Origin of the sequence: Terrabacter sp. 2RAF25 (assembly GCF_052115265.1) — a bacterium.
GTDB lineage: Bacteria > Actinomycetota > Actinomycetes > Actinomycetales > Dermatophilaceae > Terrabacter.
This window is the reverse complement of record NZ_JBFRGJ010000001.1, coordinates 410,999-427,028: the sequence shown is the minus strand read 5'-3', so window position 1 is coordinate 427,028 and position 16,030 is coordinate 410,999. Positions and strand designations below refer to the sequence as shown.

Genomic DNA, 16,030 nt, shown 5'->3' with positions numbered 1-16,030 from the left:
CTCAGCTCGCCTGGGTGGTGACGGCAGCGGACACGGTGTCGGGACCGAGCACCCGCAGACCGGTGAGCTGCGTGAAGTGGTCGGTCATCCGCGGGACGTCGGCCTCCTCACCCGTGAAGAGCGCGTATGCCGCCGCGTGCTGGTGGATCGCCATCGCACCGCCGGTCATCGTGGCGCACCCGATGGCCCGGGCCGCCTGGACGAGCTCGGTCTCGAGCGGGAAGTAGATGATCTCGGCCACCCACTGGGTGGGCCGCAGCAGGGCGGGGTCGAGCGGCATACCGGGTGAGCCCGTCATCCCGACGGGCGTCGCCTGGATGAGGCCACCCACCTGCTCCAGCGCGGACGCGACGTCGAGGTGCACCCGCGCGCGGCCCGGGCCGACGGCAGCCTCGAGCCGGTCGACGACCGCCCGGGCCCGCTCCGGCGAGGTGTCGGAGACGAGCAGCTGCCGCACGCCGGCCCGGAGGGCGCCGTAGCCGACGGCCACGCCGGCCCCGCCCGCTCCGAGCAGGAGCGCGTCCTGCCCGAGGGCGTGCGGCAGCGTCGTCGAGAGGGCAGAGGCGAAGCCGACCCAGTCGGTGTTGTGCCCGGTCGTTCGGCCGTCCCGGATGACGATCGTGTTGACCGCCCCGAGCGCCTCGGCCTCGGGCGACACCTCGTCCACGAGGTCGAGCACGACGTTCTTGAACGGGTGCGTGACGTTGAGGCCGTCGAAACCGAGGCGGACCGCCCAGCGCAGCACGTCGGCGGCATCGCCGGGACCGAGCCCGAGCTCGGCCGCGTCGACGAGCCGATAGGCCAGCGAGTGGCCCGCCGCCGCCCCTTCGGCCTCCTGGAGAGGGGCGGCCAACGAGCTGCCGATGTGCTCCCCGAGGAGCCCGATGGCGAAGGACCTCCGCTGCTGCTGTGACGTCATGATCTGCACTCTCCCTGGGTCCTTGCCTGCTTATCTGGTCGCCTGGCGGCTGACGGTCGCGGTCCTGGCGGGGGCCGAGGCACGGACCTCCCGGCGACCGAGCTCGGCGGTGGGCACCGTGTGGGTGCCGCGCGGGCCGGTCGCGACGGCGATGGCGGAGATGGCGCAGGCGAGGACGGCGAACCCGGCCACCTTCGGCCACCCGTCCCCGTTGTCGCCGAGGAGCGCGGCCGCGATCGTCGGCGTGAACCCGGCGAGGGCGAAGCCGAACTGGGTGCCGATCGCCATGCCGGAGAGTCGAACGCTGGTGGGGAAGTACTCGGCGTACGTGGACGGCCACACCGCGTTGGTCGCGCTGTAGACGATGCCCGCGAGGAGAATGCCCACGACGGCCGTCAGCGCCCGGTTGCCACTGGCGATGACGGCGACGTACGCGGCCGCGAGCACCGCCGAGCCGGCCAGGCCGCCGAGGAAGACCGGCTTGCGGCCGACTCGGTCGGAGACGCTGCCCCAGAACGGGATCACGGCGATCGCCACGAGGTTCGAGATGATCGCGACCCACAGCATGAACGTGGAGCTGAAGCCGACACCGTAGGTGTCCTTCGTCGCGAACGCGAGGGCGAAGACGGTGTAGAGGGTGTTCACCATGGCGATGAACGCCGCGAACATCACCCGGAGCACGGCGCGCCAGTGGTCGCGCAGCAGGACCGAGAGCGGCGTGCGCGGGACGGCCTGCGCCTCCACCTCGGACTCGAACGCCGGGGTCTCGTCGAGGTTGCGGCGGATGACGAAGCCGACGACGACCACCACTGCACTGAGGAAGAACGGGATCCGCCAGCCCCACGAGAGCAGCTGGTCCTCGGACAGGATCGCCGCGAGCGGCAGGAAGATCGCCGGCGCGAGCACCTGACCGCCCTGGGTCCCGCTCAGGGTCCAGCTGGTGAAGAAGCCGCGGCGGTGGTCGGGTGCGTGCTCGAACGACATGGAGTTGGCCCCCGCCTGCTCCCCCGCGGCCGAGAGACCCTGCAGCAGGCGCAGCACGACGAGCAGGACCGGCGCGAGGATGCCGACGCTCTGGTAGGTGGGCAGACAGCCGACGAGGAAGGTCGAGACGCCCATGAGCAGGAGGGTGAAGATGAGCACCTTCTTGCGCCCCAGCTTGTCACCGACGTGGCCCAGCAGGAACGACCCGATGGGCCGCGCGACGTAGCCGACGCCGAAGGTGGCCAGTGACGCCACGGTGGCGGCGGCCGGGTTGCCCTCGGGGAAGAAGATCTTCGGGAAGATCAGCGAGGCGGCCGTGCCGTAGATGACGAAGTCGTAGTACTCCAGCGCACTGCCGACCCAGGCCGCGATGGCTGCCTTCTTGGGGGTGCGTGCCGTCTGGTGCTCGGCGGTGGGCTCGGGGGCTCCCGGGCTGGGGACTGGCGTCATTGTCGATCCTCCTGTGCGGGCCACCTCGTCGACCCTGGTCGGGCTGCACCCTGGTGCGGGACGAGAACGGCGTTGTTCCTCGGTGGGCTGTCTCGACGGTAGAGACGCCTTGCAATCTCTGGCAAACGTTTGCCAAAATTTGCCACATGCCGTCGCCGAGACGTCCGCACGCCGTCACCATCACCGATGTCGCCCGCGAGGCCGGGGTCGCCGCCTCGACCGTGTCGCGCGCGCTGACGAACCCCGACCGCGTCAACGTCGTGACGCGGGAGCACGTGCAGCAGGTCGCGGCGCGCCTCGGCTACCGGGCGAGCCCGGCTGCGCGGGCCCTCGGCACCGGCCGCACGGCGACCTTGGCCCTCGTGCTGCCCGACATCACGAACCCGTACTTCGCCGGGCTGATCCGTGGCGCCGAGCGTCAGGCGGAGGCCACCGGGCACATCCTCGTCATCGGCGACAGCGAGGAGAACGCGCGGGCCGAGGCCCGCATGGTCGAGCGCCTCTCCCCGGGGGTCGACGGCTTCCTGCTCGGCTCGAGCCGGCTTCCCGACGCGAGGATCCTCCAGTTCGACGCGGCGATGCCCGTCGTCCTGGTCAACCGGAGGGTGGCCACCGTGACGAGCGTCAGCCCCGACCAGCAGGGCGGCACCCGCCAGATCGTCGAGCACCTCGTCGCTCTCGGCCACCGGCGCGCGATCTTCCTGGCCGGGCCGCCCGAGTCGTGGCTCGGGCGGCAGAGATGGGCCGGAATCTCCTCTGCCGCAAAGAAGCACGGCTTGACGGTGCGACGGCTCGGGCCCTACCACCCGTCGGTCGACGGCGGCCTGCTCGCGGGCGAGGCCGCGCTCGCCGACGGTGCGACGGCCGTCATCGCCCACAACGACCTCATGGCCATCGGGGCCCTCAAGCGGATGAAGGCGCGAGGCGTCTCGGTGCCCGGCGACGTCAGCATCGTCGGCTTCGACGACATCTTCGGCGCCGACTTCTGCGACCCCCCGCTCACGACCCTGAGCGACCGCACCGAGCAGGCCGGTCGCTCGGCGGTCGACCTGCTCGTGGCGCTCGTGCGCGAGCAGTCCCGGATCGAGCACGACGCACCCGCCGACATCGTGGCGCCCACCCAGCTCGTCGTCCGCGGCTCGACCGGTCCGGCACCCACCACGGCCCCGCCCACCCCGAACGAAGGAACCCGCTCATGACCGCAGCCCAGCGCATCGCCGTGCTCAACGGCCCCAACCTCAACCTGCTCGGCGAGCGCCAGCCAGAGGTCTACGGCCACGAGACGCTCGACGACGTCAGGGAGCTGTGCCGTCGTGCCGCCGAGGCGGCCGGGCTCGAGCTCGACTTCCGGCAGAGCAACCACGAGGGCGAGCTCGTCGACGCTATCCAGGAGCTGCGGCACTCGACCGTGGGCCTGGTGGTCAACGCTGCGGCCTACACGCACACGTCCGTGGCGATCCGCGACGCGCTGGCGGTCGTGACAGCCCCCGTGATCGAGGTGCACATCAGCAACGTCCACCGGCGCGAGGCCTTCCGCGGGCACTCCTACCTGTCCGACGTCGTCGACGGCGTCATCGTCGGGTGCGGCACGCAGGGCTACGAGCTCGCCATCGCCCGCCTGGCCCGCCTCGCCGGGTAGGGGCGGCGCCGCAGCAGGTGGCCCGCGCCCCGCGGTTCGATGTTTTCGGCGGTCGCGGGCGACCGCCGAAAACATCGAACGGGGCGGGTAGAGGGCGCGGGGCGGGCGGTCCCGTCGCTCAGGCGGTCGGCGCTCCCCACCTCTGGGGCTCGTCGGCCATCTCCGGCCGAGCCAGCCGGAGGTCGTCGCCGATCGCGGTCGCGGTCGCGACCAGACGTCTCGCGAGCTCCTCGTCGTCGAACCGGCCGGACGAGGCGCTCGTCGTCGACACGTTGATGGCGGCGATCGCCTCGCCGCGGGGGTTGAAGACGGGCGCGGCCAGCGAGCGCAGCCCGATCTCCAGCTCCTGGTCGACGACCGCCCAGCCGCGCCCACGGATGCGGACGAGCTCGTCGCGCAGGAACGACGGGTCGGTGACCGTGTGGGGCGTGAGCGGCTCGAGGATCACCCGTGCGAGGAAGGCCTCGAGGGCGTCCGGGGGCGCGAAGGCCAGCATCGCGCGGCCCATCGAGGTGGCATACGCGGGGAACCTCGTGCCCACGCGGATCTCGACGGCCATGATGCGTCGCGCCTGCACCCGAGCGACGTAGACGATGTCGTCACCGTCGAAGACCGACGCCGAGGTGGACTCCCCCAGCTGTGCCGTCAGGGTCTTGAGGTGGGGCTCCGCCACGTCGGGCAGGCGCAGCGACGAGAGGAAGGCGTGCCCCAGCGAGAGCACACGCGGGGTCAGCGAGAACAGCTGCCCGTCGCTGCGCACGAAGCCGAGCGACTCGAGCGAGAGCAGGAAGCGACGCGCGCTCGCCCGGGTCTGCCCGGTGCGCCGTGCCACGTCACTGAGGGTGAGGTCACGGTGGTCTGCGTCGAACGCACGGATGACGTCGAGCGTCTTGGCGACCGACCGCACCATCTCACCACCGGCGGGTGACTCGGACATGCGCCTCCTCCCGGTTCGACTGTGCCACAAGGCGATTCACAATGACGCTCAGCCTCGCCGCAGCGGAACCGGGACGAGCGCCTCGAGCTCCTCGAAGGTGACCCCGTGGGTCTCCCGCACGGCCACGGAGCCGTCTCCGCCCTCGCGGTCGATGAGGAAGACCGCGACGTCGGTGTAGACGCGGCTGACGCAGCCCACGCCGGTGAGCGGGTAGGTGCAGGCCTCGACGAGCTTGCTCTGCCCGTCGCGCGTCAGCAGCGTCATCATGACGAAGGTGTCCTTGGCGCCGATGGCGAGGTCCATGGCGCCACCGACGGCCGGGATCGCACCGGCCTCGCCGGTGTGCCAGTTGGCCAGGTCACCGCGGGCCGACACCTGGTAGGCGCCGAGCACGCAGATGTCGAGGTGGCCGCCGCGCATCATCGCGAACGAGTCGGCGTGGTGGAAGTACGAGGCGCCGGGCAGCTCGGTCACCGGGATCTTGCCGGCGTTGATGAGGTCGAGGTCGACCTCGTCACCGTGGGCCTCGGGACCCATTCCCAGCATGCCGTTCTCGGTGTGCAGGGTGACGCCGCTGTCGGCGTCGAGGTAGTTGGACACCAGGGTCGGCTGACCGATGCCGAGGTTGACGAAGGCCCCGTGCGGGATGTCGGCGGCGACGAGGGCCGCCAGCTCGTCCCTGCCGAGCCGCGTCGGCCCTTCGGTGAACGTGGACGGGGTCTGCAGGGAGCTCACTGGCCCTCCTCGGGCTCTGGGGTCGAGGCCGTCGGCACGACGACGACGCGGTCGACGTAGATGCCCGGCGTGACGACGGCCTCGGGGTCCATGGCGCCGGCGGGCACGACCTCGTGCACCTGCACGATGGTCGTCTTCGCGGCGGCGGCCATGATCGGCCCGAAGTTGCGTGCGGTCTTGCGGTAGGTGAGGTTGCCGACCTCATCGGCGCGATGGGCCTTGACGAGGGCGTAGTCGGCGCGGATCGGCAGCTCGAGCACGTAGTGCCGTCCGTCGATCTCGCGCACCTCCTTGCCCTCGGCGAGCGGCGTGCCGTAGCCCGTCGGCGTGAAGAAGGCGCCGATGCCGGCACCAGCGGCGCGGATGCGCTCGGCGAGGTTGCCCTGGGGCACGAGCTCCAGCTCGATCTCGCCGGCGCGGTACTTCGCGTCGAACTGGTGGCTGTCGTGCTGCCGGGGGAAGGAGCAGATCACCCGCCGCACCCGTCCGGCGCCGATCAGCGCGGCGAGGCCGACGTCGCCGTTGCCCGCGTTGTTGTTGACGACGGTGAGGTCGCGCGTGCCGCTCTCGACGAGCGCCTCGATGAGCTCCACCGGCTGGCCTGCCGGGCCGAAGCCACCGATGAGCACGGTTGCGCCGTCAGGGATGTCGGCGACCGCTTCGAGCGCGCTCTGGGTGATCGTCACCATGTCAGTTCCCTTGTGTCCGAGTGGTCTTGCGTATGCCGTGTCGTCACGACGTGACTCCCGCGCTGACGTTCTCGAGCACGACCGCGAGGCCCTGCCCGACACCGATGCAGATGCAGGCCACGCCCCACCGTCCGCCGGTGCGCTGGAGGTCGCGGGCCAGGGTGCCGAGGATGCGCCCGCCCGATGCGCCGAGCGGGTGGCCGATGGCGATGGCGCCGCCGTGCCGGTTGACGATCTCGGGGTCGATCGGCCAGGCGTCGAGGCAGGCGAGCGACTGCGCGGCGAAGGCCTCGTTGAGCTCGACGGCCGAGACGTCTCCCCACCCGATGCCGGCGCGGGCGAGAGCGGCATTGGCGGCCTCGACCGGTGCGTAGCCGAAGTACTGCGGCTCGAGGGCGCTGGCCCCGCGACCGGCGACGCGGGCGACCGGGTCGAGGCCGATCTCGTCGCGGGCACCCTCGCTGCCGAGGAGCACCGCGGAGGCGCCGTCGTTGAGCGGCGAGGCGTTGCCGGCGGTGACGGTGCCGCCCTCCTTGCGGAACGAGGTGCGCAGCCCCGCGAGGCGCTCCTGCGTGGTGTCGGGGCGGATCGACTCGTCGCGCGTCAGCTCGACGCCCGGCACCGGCACGACGAGCTCGTCGTACCAGCCGTCGGTCCAGGCCTGGTCGGCCAGTCGGTGGGAGCGGGCGGCGAAGGCGTCCTGTCGTTCGCGCGTGACGCCGTACTTCTCCCGCAGCTGCTCGGTGGCCTCGCCGAGCGAGACGGTCCAGTCGGCAGGCATGGCCGGGTTGACGAGGCGCCAGCCCAGCGTGGTCGACGCGAGCGCGAGATCACTTGCGGGATAAGGCTTCTCAGTCTTGGGGAGCACCCACGGTGCACGGCTCATCGACTCGACACCGCCGCTGATGACGATCTCGGCGTCGCCGGTCTCGATCGAGCGCGACGCGAGCATCGCGGCGTCCAGGCTCGACCCGCACAGCCGGTTGACCGTCGAGCCGGGGATGCTCGTCGGGAGGCCGGCGAGCAGGGTCGCCATGCGCGCGACGTTGCGGTTCTCCTCACCGGCGCCGTTGGCGTTGCCGAGGACGACCTCGTCGACCTGCTCGCCGAAACCGCCGTCGGCGAGCCCCGGGGCCCGGCCGACGAGCTGCTTGACGACGTGGGCGGCCAGGTCGTCGGGCCGGGTGCCGGCGAGCAGCCCCCCGAAACGGCCGAACGGAGTGCGGACGGCGTCGTAGACGAATGCGGAGGTGGTCATCACCGGTCTCCTGTGGGTTGGTCGGTGTCAGTTCGAGTGTCAGTTCGAGTGTCAGTTCGAGCGTCGGTCTGGGTCTCTTGCTCGTACGCCGCAAGCTCTCGCTCCGCGACCGCGAAGGCGTGGTTGGCCGACGGCACACCGAGGTAGACGGCCGCCTGGAGCAGCACCTCCTGGATCTCGTCGACGCTGAGGCCGTTGCGGCGAGCCGCGCGCACGTGCATGGCGAACTCGTCCCAGTGGTCGCGGGCGATGAGCGCGGTCAACGTGATGGCGCTGCGCGTGCGGCGGTCGAGCCCGGGTCGCGTCCAGATCTCGCCCCAGGCGTAGCGGGTGATGAGGTCCTGGAAGGGCTCGGTGAAGGCCGAGGTGCGTGCTTGGGCGCGGTCGACGTGGGCGTCGGACAGCACCGCGCGTCGCACGACCATGCCTTCGGCGTACGCCTGTCCGGTCGTCCGGGACTGGTTGTCGTCGCTCATGACCGACCTCCCTGCGCGACCTGGCCCCGGGCAACGCCTGCGATGAAGTCGGCGAGCGCCCGCGCGGTGGCTTCCGGCTGCTCGGCCGGGGGGAGGTGCGCGGCTCCCGCGAGCACCCCGGACGCACCGCCGGAACGCTGCGCGACGAGCTCGGACATCTCGGGCGGCGCGACCTCGTCGAGCTCGCCCGCGAGCGCGAGGACCGGAATCTCCACGCCGCCGAGGTCATCGCGGACGTCGAACGCGGCGAGGGCTTCGCAGCACCGTGCGTAGCTGGCGCTGTCGGCGTCCTGCAGCGAGCTCAGCAGCTGGGCGGCATGGGCTGGCTCGCGGTCGATGAAGCCCGGCGCGAACCAGCGCTTCGCCGAGCCCTCGACCATCACCGGCGTGCCGGCCCGGCGCACGAGGTCGGCCCGCTCGAGCCAGCCCGCGGCCTCACCGATCTTCGCTCCGGAGGCGATGCTGACCACACCCTCGAAGCTGCCGACGTGGTCGATCGCGAGGGCGAGCGCCACCGCCCCACCGAGGGAGACCCCGGCATACAGGACCGGAGCGACGGAGTCGGCGCGCACGCCGTCGGTCGCCTCGACGACGGCACGGGCGAGGTCCTGCACGGTGAACGGATGGTCGTGCCGCGCACTCGCGCCGTGGCCGGGGAGGTCCCAGCCGACGACGGCGAGGTCGCGGGGCAGCTCGTCGACGCAGGCCGCCCACAGCGGGACCACGGCCGTGCCGAGCGACGGCCCGACGACGAGCAGGCCGGTCGGCTGCTCCGGGCGGCGCAGGTGCGTCAGGGTGATCGGGATGGTCATGCGGCTCCCCCACGGTCGGTGCTGAGGTGCGTGCTGAGGTGTGTGCTGAGGTCGGCGCCCCGGTGGCGCGCCACGGCCCGGTCGACGAGCTCACCGGCGGCGCCGAGGTAGTGAGTGGGTTCGAGCAGGTCGGCGATGGCCTCGTCGGACAGGACGTGGTCGGGAAGGTAGGCCCGCAGGATCGGCGTGAGGTGTTTCGCCCTGGCGCCGCCGACGAGGGCCGGCCGCAGCGCGCTGACGGCGGAGGCACCGCCGGGCAGACGCGCGACCTCGCGCAGCAGCCGCTCGGCCACGAGGGCAGGCCCGACCGCGTCGACGTTGCGCCGCATCGCGTCGACGTCGACCTCGAGACCGGCGAGGATCTCCGCGGTCTGGGCTGCAGCGACGACGACTCGGCGGAGCAGGCGCAGCACCGCGCCCCACTCGGCGTGCCAGGACCCGTCGGGCCGCTCGTCGACGGCAAGGCCGGCAGCGCTGTGGAGCGTCGCACCGAGGTGGGGCGCCTCGATGGCGACCGCCTTGACGAGGACGGACAGGACCGGGTTTCGCTTCTGGGGCAGTGTCGAGGACCCGCCACGACCGTCGTCGGACGGCTCGTGCACCTCGGCGATCTCGGCGCGCGAGAGGGTGACCACATCGGTGGCCACCTTGCCCATCGCGTCGGCCGCGCGCACGAGGCTGTCACCGACGCGGGTCATCGGACCACGGTCGGTGTGCCAGGGGCGGCCCAGGTCGGCGAGGTCGAGCTCGTCGGCCAGCATCGCCGCGGCCTCGACCGACCGCCCGTGCACCAGCGCCTCGATCGCGGCGAGGGTGCCTGCAGCGCCGCCGCACTGGACCGGCAGGGCGCGCCGGACGGTCGCGAGCTCGTCGACCACGTCGTCGAGGGCGCCGAGCCAGCCGGCGGCCTTGAGCCCGAAGGTCGTCGGCAGGGCGGGCTGTGCGAGCGTACGGGCGACCTGGACCGTGTCGCGGTGCTCGACGGCCAGCCGTGCCGCGGAGTCGGTGGCGGCGTGGAGGTGCCGGCTCAGCACCTCACCCGCGCGAGCGACGAGCAGCATGAGGGCGGTGTCGACGACGTCCTGGCTCGTGAGACCACGGTGGATCGCTGCCGTGGCGTCGCCGGAGACGCGGTTCGTCGCAGCCACGGCGGCGTCAGCGTCGTCGTGCTGCCGGCCCGCCACTTCGCGGACACGCTCGCGCAGGGACGCGAGCATCGGGATGACCGGGTTGCCGCCACCTTCGGCCTGCTCGCTGATCGCCGCGGCGTCATGGTCATCGGCGGCGCACGCCTGCGCCACGGCGTCCACGATCTCGTCGGTGACGAGCCCGAGGCGCCGCTGGACCCGGACCCACGCCGCCTCGACGTCGAGCATCGCCTGGAGCACGGCTCGGTCGTCGATGAGGCCGGCGGCGCGAGGAGCGCCCGGCTCGAGGAGGGGGCTCACACCTCGTGCCTCGGGAAGCGCAGGAAGACGGTCTCGCCGTCACCCTGCAGCCGGACGTCGAAACGCAACGACCCGTCGGTCTCGCGCGAGGCCACGAGTGTCGCGCGGTCGGTAGGGTCGAGCGACGAGAGCAGCGCGTCGGACTCGAGCGCCGCCGTCGGCTCGGGCAGGTAGACGCGGGTGAACAGCCGGTTGAGCAGGCCGCGGGCGAAGACCGTCATCGCGATGAACGGCGCAGCACCCTCGGACGTGGGGCCCGGCTCGACGGTCGTGAACGAGTAGCCGCCGTCGCGCCAGGTCTGGGTGCGGCCGAAGCCGGTGAAGACCCCGGGGTCGCGGCGCAGCGAGCCGCTCTCGCGCACCCTGCGGCCCTCGGTGTCGGGCTGCCAGATCTCGAGCAGCGCGTCGGGCACTGGGTCACCGTTGCCGTCGGTGACGGTGCCGTGCAGCCGCACCGAGCCGGGTGCCCCTGCCGGGACGAGGTGCTCGCCGTTCTCGAAGGGCAGCGCGTAGTGGTAGAAGGGCCCCACCGTCTGGCCGGGCGTGGGCGCCAGCCCCGACCCGGCCGCATACTGCGAGTTCGCTTGTGCGTCAGGCATGCTCGCCCTCCTCCATGGGGGTCGCGTGGGTGCCGGTGAGCACGATGTCCCAGCGGTAGCCGAGCAGCCACTCGTGCTCGGAGGTGTCATGGTCGTAGGCCGCGACGAGCCGGTCGCGCGCCGCCTGGTTGGTGACAGCCTGGTAGATCGGGTCGAGCGCGAAGAGCGGGTCGCCCGGGAAGTACATCTGGGTGACGAGACGCTGCGTGAACTCGGTGCCGAAGAGCGAGAAGTGCACGTGGGCGGGACGCCAGGCGTTGCGGTGGTTGCGCCACGGATAGGGGCCGGGCTTGATCGTGACGAAGGAGTAGGAGCCGTCGTCGCCGGTGATGACGCGGCCGACCCCGGTGAAGTTCGGGTCGACCGGTGCCGGGTGCTGGTCCCGCTTGTGGATGTAGCGACCGGCCGCGTTCGCCTGCCACACCTCGACCAGCTGCCCGCGGACCGGCCGGCCGTCGCCGTCGAGCACGCGTCCGGCGATGCGGATGCGCTCGCCGATCGGCTCGCCGCCCCGCTGGATCGTCAGGTCGGCCTCGAGCGGGTCGACGTCGCGGTGACCGAAGACCGGGGCGACGAGCTCGATGCCCTCGGGGTCGGCGTGCCGCGGCTCCTTCGTCGGGTGACGCAGCTCGGCGCTGCGGTAGGCCGGGAAGTCGAGGCGCGGCTGGACCCGTGTGATGCCCCGGGACTCGTCGTCGGCGTGCGTGGCCGCGATCTCGGCACTGACTGCCGCCTGGCTGTCGCGGTCGGGCGGGGCCTCGCGCCCCTCGGTGACCGTCTCGCGCATGTCGACCTCCTCGTCTGCGTGGCCCGACCATAGCAGTGTGTGCGCATTCTGCACAAGCGTTCGCTATACGCACACTAGGCGCCGACCGAGTCGACGACCTCCCCCTGCGGCACGCGGTGCACGTGCGTCGACGCCGGGAGCCCGGGCGCCAGACCGAGCTGCACGCGGAAGCGGGTCGACCCGGGGACGGCGAGGCCGACCGTCCAGCCGTCGTCGGCCGCATGGTGCTCCTCGTCGGTGAGCGAGAGGGTGCGGGGATCGAGGTCGACGTACGCGTGGGCGACCGCCGACCTCGCCGCGCTCAGCGCGTCGGCGCGGTCGGGCACAGGCGCGTCTGGGGCGAAGCGACCGACCATGCGCGAGAACGCCTCCGCCATCAACGGGGTGAGGTCGGTGGCGGGCCCGCCGGCGGGCGGCGGCGCGCCCACGGCGAGCAGCACCGACAGCCGGGCCTCCCCCAGCCCGTCGCGGTCGGCGCGGTGCGTCCGCGACACCTCGACGATCCACGGCAGTCGGCCACCGGACGAGTCGAACACGGGCTCGAGGCACTCGAGGTAGGGCACCTCGTCGAAGCGGCTGCCGGCCACGGCCTCGGTGATGGGAACGAGGTCGAGCAGGTAGACGTCGTGGGGCACGTCGTCGAGCGAACGCGCACAGGCCACCACGATGCGCAGCCCGTCGACCCTTCCCCTTCGAAGCGCGGAGATCATGGCCCCACACTTCTCCACTCGGGTCGCCGCGGCAACGACCTGTCGAGGCGTACCCGACGGGCAGCCCAGAGGACCTAGCTGCCGACCGACACCGACCCGACGGCATACCGACGGTCGAGCTCGCGCGTGATGCGACGCTCTCGACGCTGCAGCTCGGCCCGACGGTGCATCTGCCCGGGCACGGGCCGATAGCCGTTCGACGCCGCGTCGCGGTCGACCATGTCCTGGAGCCTGACGAGCTCGGCGATCAGCTCGCGGATCGTCATGGACTCGAGGGGCGGAGCCTCCCTGTCGAGCGGATGCAGATCGACACTCATGACCGGACCTCCTCGTGCTGTTGCGACTCCCTTCGCCCGACCATCATGCGACCGGCAGCGCGGTGAGGCAATGCCCCGAGGGCAGCATCGCGAGCCCGGGTGTCAGCCGCGTGGCAGGACGGTGAGGACCCGTTCGATGTGGTCGCGGAACTCCTGCATGAAGCCCGACAGGAAGTCGGCCGTCGAGTCGTCGGTCACCTCGCCGTCGTCGGTGATCAACCCGGGCTTGAGGGTGACGTACGCCTCGGGCGCGGTCATCTGGCGGGCGTTGCAGAAGCTCAGCACGCCGCGGAGGCTCTGCTGGGCCAGCGCCGTCCCGATCTGGCCGGGCGAGGCGCCGATCACGGCGGCAGGGATGTGGTCGAACGAGTTCTGCCCCCACGGACGCGACGCCCAGTCGATGGCGTTCTTCAGCGCCCCGGGGATCGAGCGGTTGTACTCCGGCGTGACGAAGAGGACAGCCTGGGACCCGGCGATCGCATCCTTGAGCGCCTGCGGCTCCGCCGGGTAGTCGAAGTCGAAGTCGGGGCTGTAGAGGGGCAGGTTGCCGATCGGGATCTCGGTGAAGCTCAGGTCCTTCGGCGCGAGACGGATCAGGGCCCGGCTCAGCGTCCGGTTGAGCGACGTCGATGACAGGCTGCCGACGAAGTAGCCGACCTCGTACGTGGGCATGCGTCCTCCTGGTGCGGGATGGGTCCGGGATGGGTGCGGTCGAGCGGATACACGTGTGGCACTCCCTGCTCCGAGACTCCCAGACTTCCCGTCCCCGCGACACCCGTCGAGCACCGCACGCGATGTCTTCGGGCCGGGTTCTGCAAGACGCGATGGCGTCGTCGGTGGCGGGAGTATCGTCGAAGGTTGGGCCACGACCTCGCCGGTCGGTCCTTCGGTCAGGTCTCGCCCGTGATCTCGCGATCCCTGCCGAAGGAGATGCCATGTCCCAGACCTCCCGCCGATCATTCCTGGCCGTGGCGGGCGCGGGCGCCGCCGCGACCGCAGTCGCCGGGCCGGCGGCGGCCGCCACTGCGGCCTCCACCCGCGCCGCTGCGCCGCTCGTGGCTCACGTGCCCGACGCGGCCACCGGCACGGTGGTGATCTACCTCGGCGACGAGGAGGTGGTGGTCCACGACCACGACCTCGTCCGTCGCCTCAACCGAGCAGCGGGGCGCTGACGATGTCCTCGCACCGCGAAGCACCCGAGATCTCCAAGGACCCCGTTGCCGACAACACCGACGTGTACGCCTTCGTGAGCCCCGACCGGCCCCACACCGTCACCCTGATCGCCAACTTCATCCCGTTCCAGAACCCGCAGGGTGGCCCCAACTTCTACGAGTTCGGCGACGACGTCGTCTACGCCATCAAGGTGAGCAACCGCGGCGATGCCCGAGCCGACGTGACGTACGAGTTCCGTTTCACCACAAGGATCCTCAACGACGACACCTTCCTCTACAACACGGGCCCGATCACCTCGATCCACGACCCGGACTGGAACCGTCCACAGTTCTACTCGGTGACGAGGACGGCGCGGGGCCACAGGCCACAGGTGCTCGCCACCCACCTCGCGTGCCCGCCCGTCAACATCGGGCCGCGCAGCACCCCGAACTACGGGGCGACCTTCACCCACGCTGCCGTCCATCCGATCCGCGGTGGGCGAACGGTGTTCGCCGGGCAGCGCGGCGACGCGTTCTTCGTCGACCTCGGCAGCATCTTCGACCTCGGCGCTCTGCGGCCGTTCCAGAACCTGCACCTCCTGCCACTGCCGAGCGCGACCGGCGTCAACGGGCTGCAGGGACTCAACGTCCACACCATCGCGATCCAGGTCCCGATCTCCGACGTCAGCCGCACCGGCCACATCCCGAGCGACGTGATGAAGGCATCGTCCGTGATCGGGGTCTGGGCGACCGCCAGCCGCCGGAAGGCCCGGATGTGGAACGGCGCGCTCGGGCGGTCCGAGGGACACGGGCCCTTCAGCCAGGTCTCGCGGCTGGGCAACCCGCTCTTCAACGAGGCCATCACCCCGATGGCCGACAAGGACCGGTGGAACGCCCTGCCGCCCCACACTGACAGCCAGTTCGCGAAGTACGTCGCCCACCCCGAGCTCGCCCGCCTGCTGCCCGCCCTCTACCCGGGCGTCTTCCCCCACCTCGCCGCCTACACGGCCGCTCGTGCCGACCTGCTCGCGATCCTGCTCACGGGCATCCCTCGCGGGGTGGTTCCAGGCTTCCAGAACTTCACCGGCCCGAGGCAGGCGGACCTGCTCCGGCTCAACCTCGCCGTCCCACCGAGCGGCAAGCCCGACCCGATCGGGCTCATCGCCGACGACCCTGCCGGCTTCCCGAACGGGCGTCGTCTGGAGGACAACGTCGTCGCCATCGAGCTGCGCGCCATCGCCGGGGCCACGATCCACCTCGTCGACCCGTCGTTCACGCCGGACAAGGCCGCGGCCCTCCTCGAGGACGGCACGTCGAACACCAACCTGGACCTGCTGCCGCACTTCCCGTACATGCCCGACCCGGCCGGCGGTTTCCAGAGCACACCGGGGACCCCCGCCGCCTGACAGGGCCGAACGGCCGGCCCGGGGCCGGCGACACCGCCGACCCCGGGCCACACGAGAGAGGGGCCACATGGCCACCGCCGAGAACCCGTATGCCGGCCAGGGGCCGGTGCTCCTCGACATCGGTGACGACGTGGGGGCCCTCGTCATCCGAATGCCGCCCGAGACGGAAGGGCTCGAGGTCGAGATCCGTCCCGCCGGGACGACGGCCCGGGACGGTGCAGCCCCGGACCATCACGAGGTCGACGGCCACCACCACCAGAACGTCCCCGGCCACCACCATCCACACGTGGCCGTCGTGGGGCGTCCGGCGCGAGGTGGCACCGCGTACACGCTGGTGTTTCCCGCCGTCGAACAGGGTGACTACGAGCTCGTGCCGCTGCCCGGCTGCCTGGTCGTCATGACGGCCGCGGTCGTCGGCGGCCAGGTGACTCGGGCGACCTGGCCCTCGGCCACCTGACGAGGGGCGCGAGGCGACCGCGCCGGGCACCCCGGTCACATGCCCGGCATCTCCATGAACCTCTGGCTCGAGACCGTCCCGCCCGCCGCCGTGTGCGGGTGACCCTCGAGAAGTCCGTCGAGCTGCTCCTGCGAGTCTGCCTCGATGACCGAGTAGCCGGACACCTGGACGTCGGCGTCGCCGGGGCGGACCGACCGCGGGGCGCCGCCGGCCCATACCGATCCTCCTCCGAGAGCACGGGATCCATCGTCGAATG

Annotated in this window: 20 protein-coding genes; 5 read left to right on the top strand and 15 right to left on the bottom strand. The window is 71.8% G+C overall.

The window, feature by feature from the left end:
- Position 1 precedes the first annotated feature (1 nt).
- Positions 2 to 919 carry a shikimate dehydrogenase gene (locus tag AB4091_RS01995; protein ID WP_442290058.1) on the bottom strand — a complete coding sequence of 306 codons (918 nt, stop codon included), beginning with the start codon at positions 917 to 919 and terminating at the stop codon, positions 2 to 4.
- A gap of 30 nt (positions 920 to 949) precedes the next feature.
- On the bottom strand, positions 950 to 2,353 hold the full coding sequence (locus tag AB4091_RS01990; protein WP_442290057.1) for an MFS transporter: 1,404 nt from the start codon (positions 2,351 to 2,353) through the stop codon (positions 950 to 952).
- A gap of 146 nt (positions 2,354 to 2,499) precedes the next feature.
- On the opposite strand from AB4091_RS01990, the gene AB4091_RS01985 reads away from it, so the two are divergent.
- Entirely contained in the window at positions 2,500 to 3,552 is a 1,053-nt protein-coding gene (locus tag AB4091_RS01985; RefSeq protein ID WP_442290056.1) for a LacI family DNA-binding transcriptional regulator, read from the top strand.
- Complete coding sequence (gene aroQ / locus AB4091_RS01980; protein WP_442290055.1) at positions 3,549 to 3,992, top strand: type II 3-dehydroquinate dehydratase; 444 nt, start codon at positions 3,549 to 3,551, stop codon at positions 3,990 to 3,992. The genes AB4091_RS01985 and aroQ overlap by 4 nt, the downstream gene beginning before the upstream one ends.
- A gap of 118 nt (positions 3,993 to 4,110) precedes the next feature.
- Here aroQ and AB4091_RS01975 read toward each other — a convergent pair whose 3' ends face one another.
- The 12 genes from AB4091_RS01975 to AB4091_RS01920 all read right to left on the bottom strand — a co-directional run bounded on the left by AB4091_RS01975 (position 4,111) and on the right by AB4091_RS01920 (position 13,432).
- Complete coding sequence (locus AB4091_RS01975; RefSeq protein WP_442290054.1) at positions 4,111 to 4,929, bottom strand: IclR family transcriptional regulator domain-containing protein; 819 nt, start codon at positions 4,927 to 4,929, stop codon at positions 4,111 to 4,113.
- A gap of 48 nt (positions 4,930 to 4,977) precedes the next feature.
- Positions 4,978 to 5,655, bottom strand: coding sequence for a 3-oxoacid CoA-transferase subunit B (locus AB4091_RS01970; protein WP_442290293.1), 678 nt, complete (start codon positions 5,653 to 5,655; stop codon positions 4,978 to 4,980).
- Positions 5,656 to 5,660: 5 nt separating this feature from the next.
- Positions 5,661 to 6,353 carry a 3-oxoacid CoA-transferase subunit A gene (locus AB4091_RS01965; RefSeq protein ID WP_442290053.1) on the bottom strand — a complete coding sequence of 231 codons (693 nt, stop codon included), beginning with the start codon at positions 6,351 to 6,353 and terminating at the stop codon, positions 5,661 to 5,663.
- 43 nt (positions 6,354 to 6,396) lie between these two features.
- The gene (locus AB4091_RS01960) at positions 6,397 to 7,611 is read right to left on the bottom strand and encodes a thiolase family protein (protein ID WP_442290052.1); all 1,215 of its coding nucleotides are present in this window, start codon (positions 7,609 to 7,611) and stop codon (positions 6,397 to 6,399) included.
- A complete protein-coding gene (gene pcaC / locus AB4091_RS01955) occupies positions 7,611 to 8,087 on the bottom strand; it encodes a 4-carboxymuconolactone decarboxylase (RefSeq protein WP_442290051.1) in 477 nt (158 codons plus the stop codon). The genes AB4091_RS01960 and pcaC overlap by 1 nt, the downstream gene beginning before the upstream one ends.
- Complete coding sequence (locus tag AB4091_RS01950) at positions 8,084 to 8,899, bottom strand: alpha/beta fold hydrolase (protein ID WP_442290050.1); 816 nt, start codon at positions 8,897 to 8,899, stop codon at positions 8,084 to 8,086. The genes pcaC and AB4091_RS01950 overlap by 4 nt, the downstream gene beginning before the upstream one ends.
- A complete protein-coding gene (locus AB4091_RS01945; RefSeq protein WP_442290049.1) occupies positions 8,896 to 10,347 on the bottom strand; it encodes a lyase family protein in 1,452 nt (483 codons plus the stop codon). Before AB4091_RS01945 ends, AB4091_RS01950 begins: the two co-directional genes overlap by 4 nt.
- Complete coding sequence (gene pcaG / locus AB4091_RS01940; protein ID WP_442290048.1) at positions 10,344 to 10,946, bottom strand: protocatechuate 3,4-dioxygenase subunit alpha; 603 nt, start codon at positions 10,944 to 10,946, stop codon at positions 10,344 to 10,346. Before pcaG ends, AB4091_RS01945 begins: the two co-directional genes overlap by 4 nt.
- The gene (gene pcaH, locus AB4091_RS01935) at positions 10,939 to 11,733 is read right to left on the bottom strand and encodes a protocatechuate 3,4-dioxygenase subunit beta (protein ID WP_442290047.1); all 795 of its coding nucleotides are present in this window, start codon (positions 11,731 to 11,733) and stop codon (positions 10,939 to 10,941) included. Before pcaH ends, pcaG begins: the two co-directional genes overlap by 8 nt.
- A gap of 74 nt (positions 11,734 to 11,807) precedes the next feature.
- Positions 11,808 to 12,443 (bottom strand): hypothetical protein, encoded by a 636-nt coding sequence (locus tag AB4091_RS01930; RefSeq protein ID WP_442290046.1) that lies wholly within the window; start codon positions 12,441 to 12,443, stop codon positions 11,808 to 11,810.
- A gap of 74 nt (positions 12,444 to 12,517) precedes the next feature.
- The gene (locus AB4091_RS01925; protein ID WP_442290045.1) at positions 12,518 to 12,760 is read right to left on the bottom strand and encodes a hypothetical protein; all 243 of its coding nucleotides are present in this window, start codon (positions 12,758 to 12,760) and stop codon (positions 12,518 to 12,520) included.
- Positions 12,761 to 12,862: 102 nt separating this feature from the next.
- A complete protein-coding gene (locus AB4091_RS01920; protein ID WP_442290044.1) occupies positions 12,863 to 13,432 on the bottom strand; it encodes an NADPH-dependent FMN reductase in 570 nt (189 codons plus the stop codon).
- A 263-nt stretch (positions 13,433 to 13,695) separates the two neighbouring features.
- On the opposite strand from AB4091_RS01920, the gene AB4091_RS01915 reads away from it, so the two are divergent.
- The 3 genes from AB4091_RS01915 (at position 13,696) to AB4091_RS01905 (ending at position 15,774) form a co-directional block, all read left to right on the top strand.
- Entirely contained in the window at positions 13,696 to 13,932 is a 237-nt protein-coding gene (locus AB4091_RS01915) for a hypothetical protein (protein ID WP_442290043.1), read from the top strand.
- Between the two features lie 2 nt (positions 13,933 to 13,934).
- On the top strand, positions 13,935 to 15,317 hold the full coding sequence (locus AB4091_RS01910) for a DUF4331 domain-containing protein (RefSeq protein WP_442290042.1): 1,383 nt from the start codon (positions 13,935 to 13,937) through the stop codon (positions 15,315 to 15,317).
- Positions 15,318 to 15,384: 67 nt separating this feature from the next.
- A complete protein-coding gene (locus AB4091_RS01905; RefSeq protein ID WP_442290041.1) occupies positions 15,385 to 15,774 on the top strand; it encodes a hypothetical protein in 390 nt (129 codons plus the stop codon).
- 35 nt (positions 15,775 to 15,809) lie between these two features.
- Here the strand turns inward: AB4091_RS01905 and AB4091_RS01900 are convergent, their stop codons facing one another.
- Positions 15,810 to 15,938 (bottom strand): hypothetical protein, encoded by a 129-nt coding sequence (locus AB4091_RS01900; RefSeq protein ID WP_442290040.1) that lies wholly within the window; start codon positions 15,936 to 15,938, stop codon positions 15,810 to 15,812.
- Between the last annotated feature and the right edge of the window lie 92 nt (positions 15,939 to 16,030).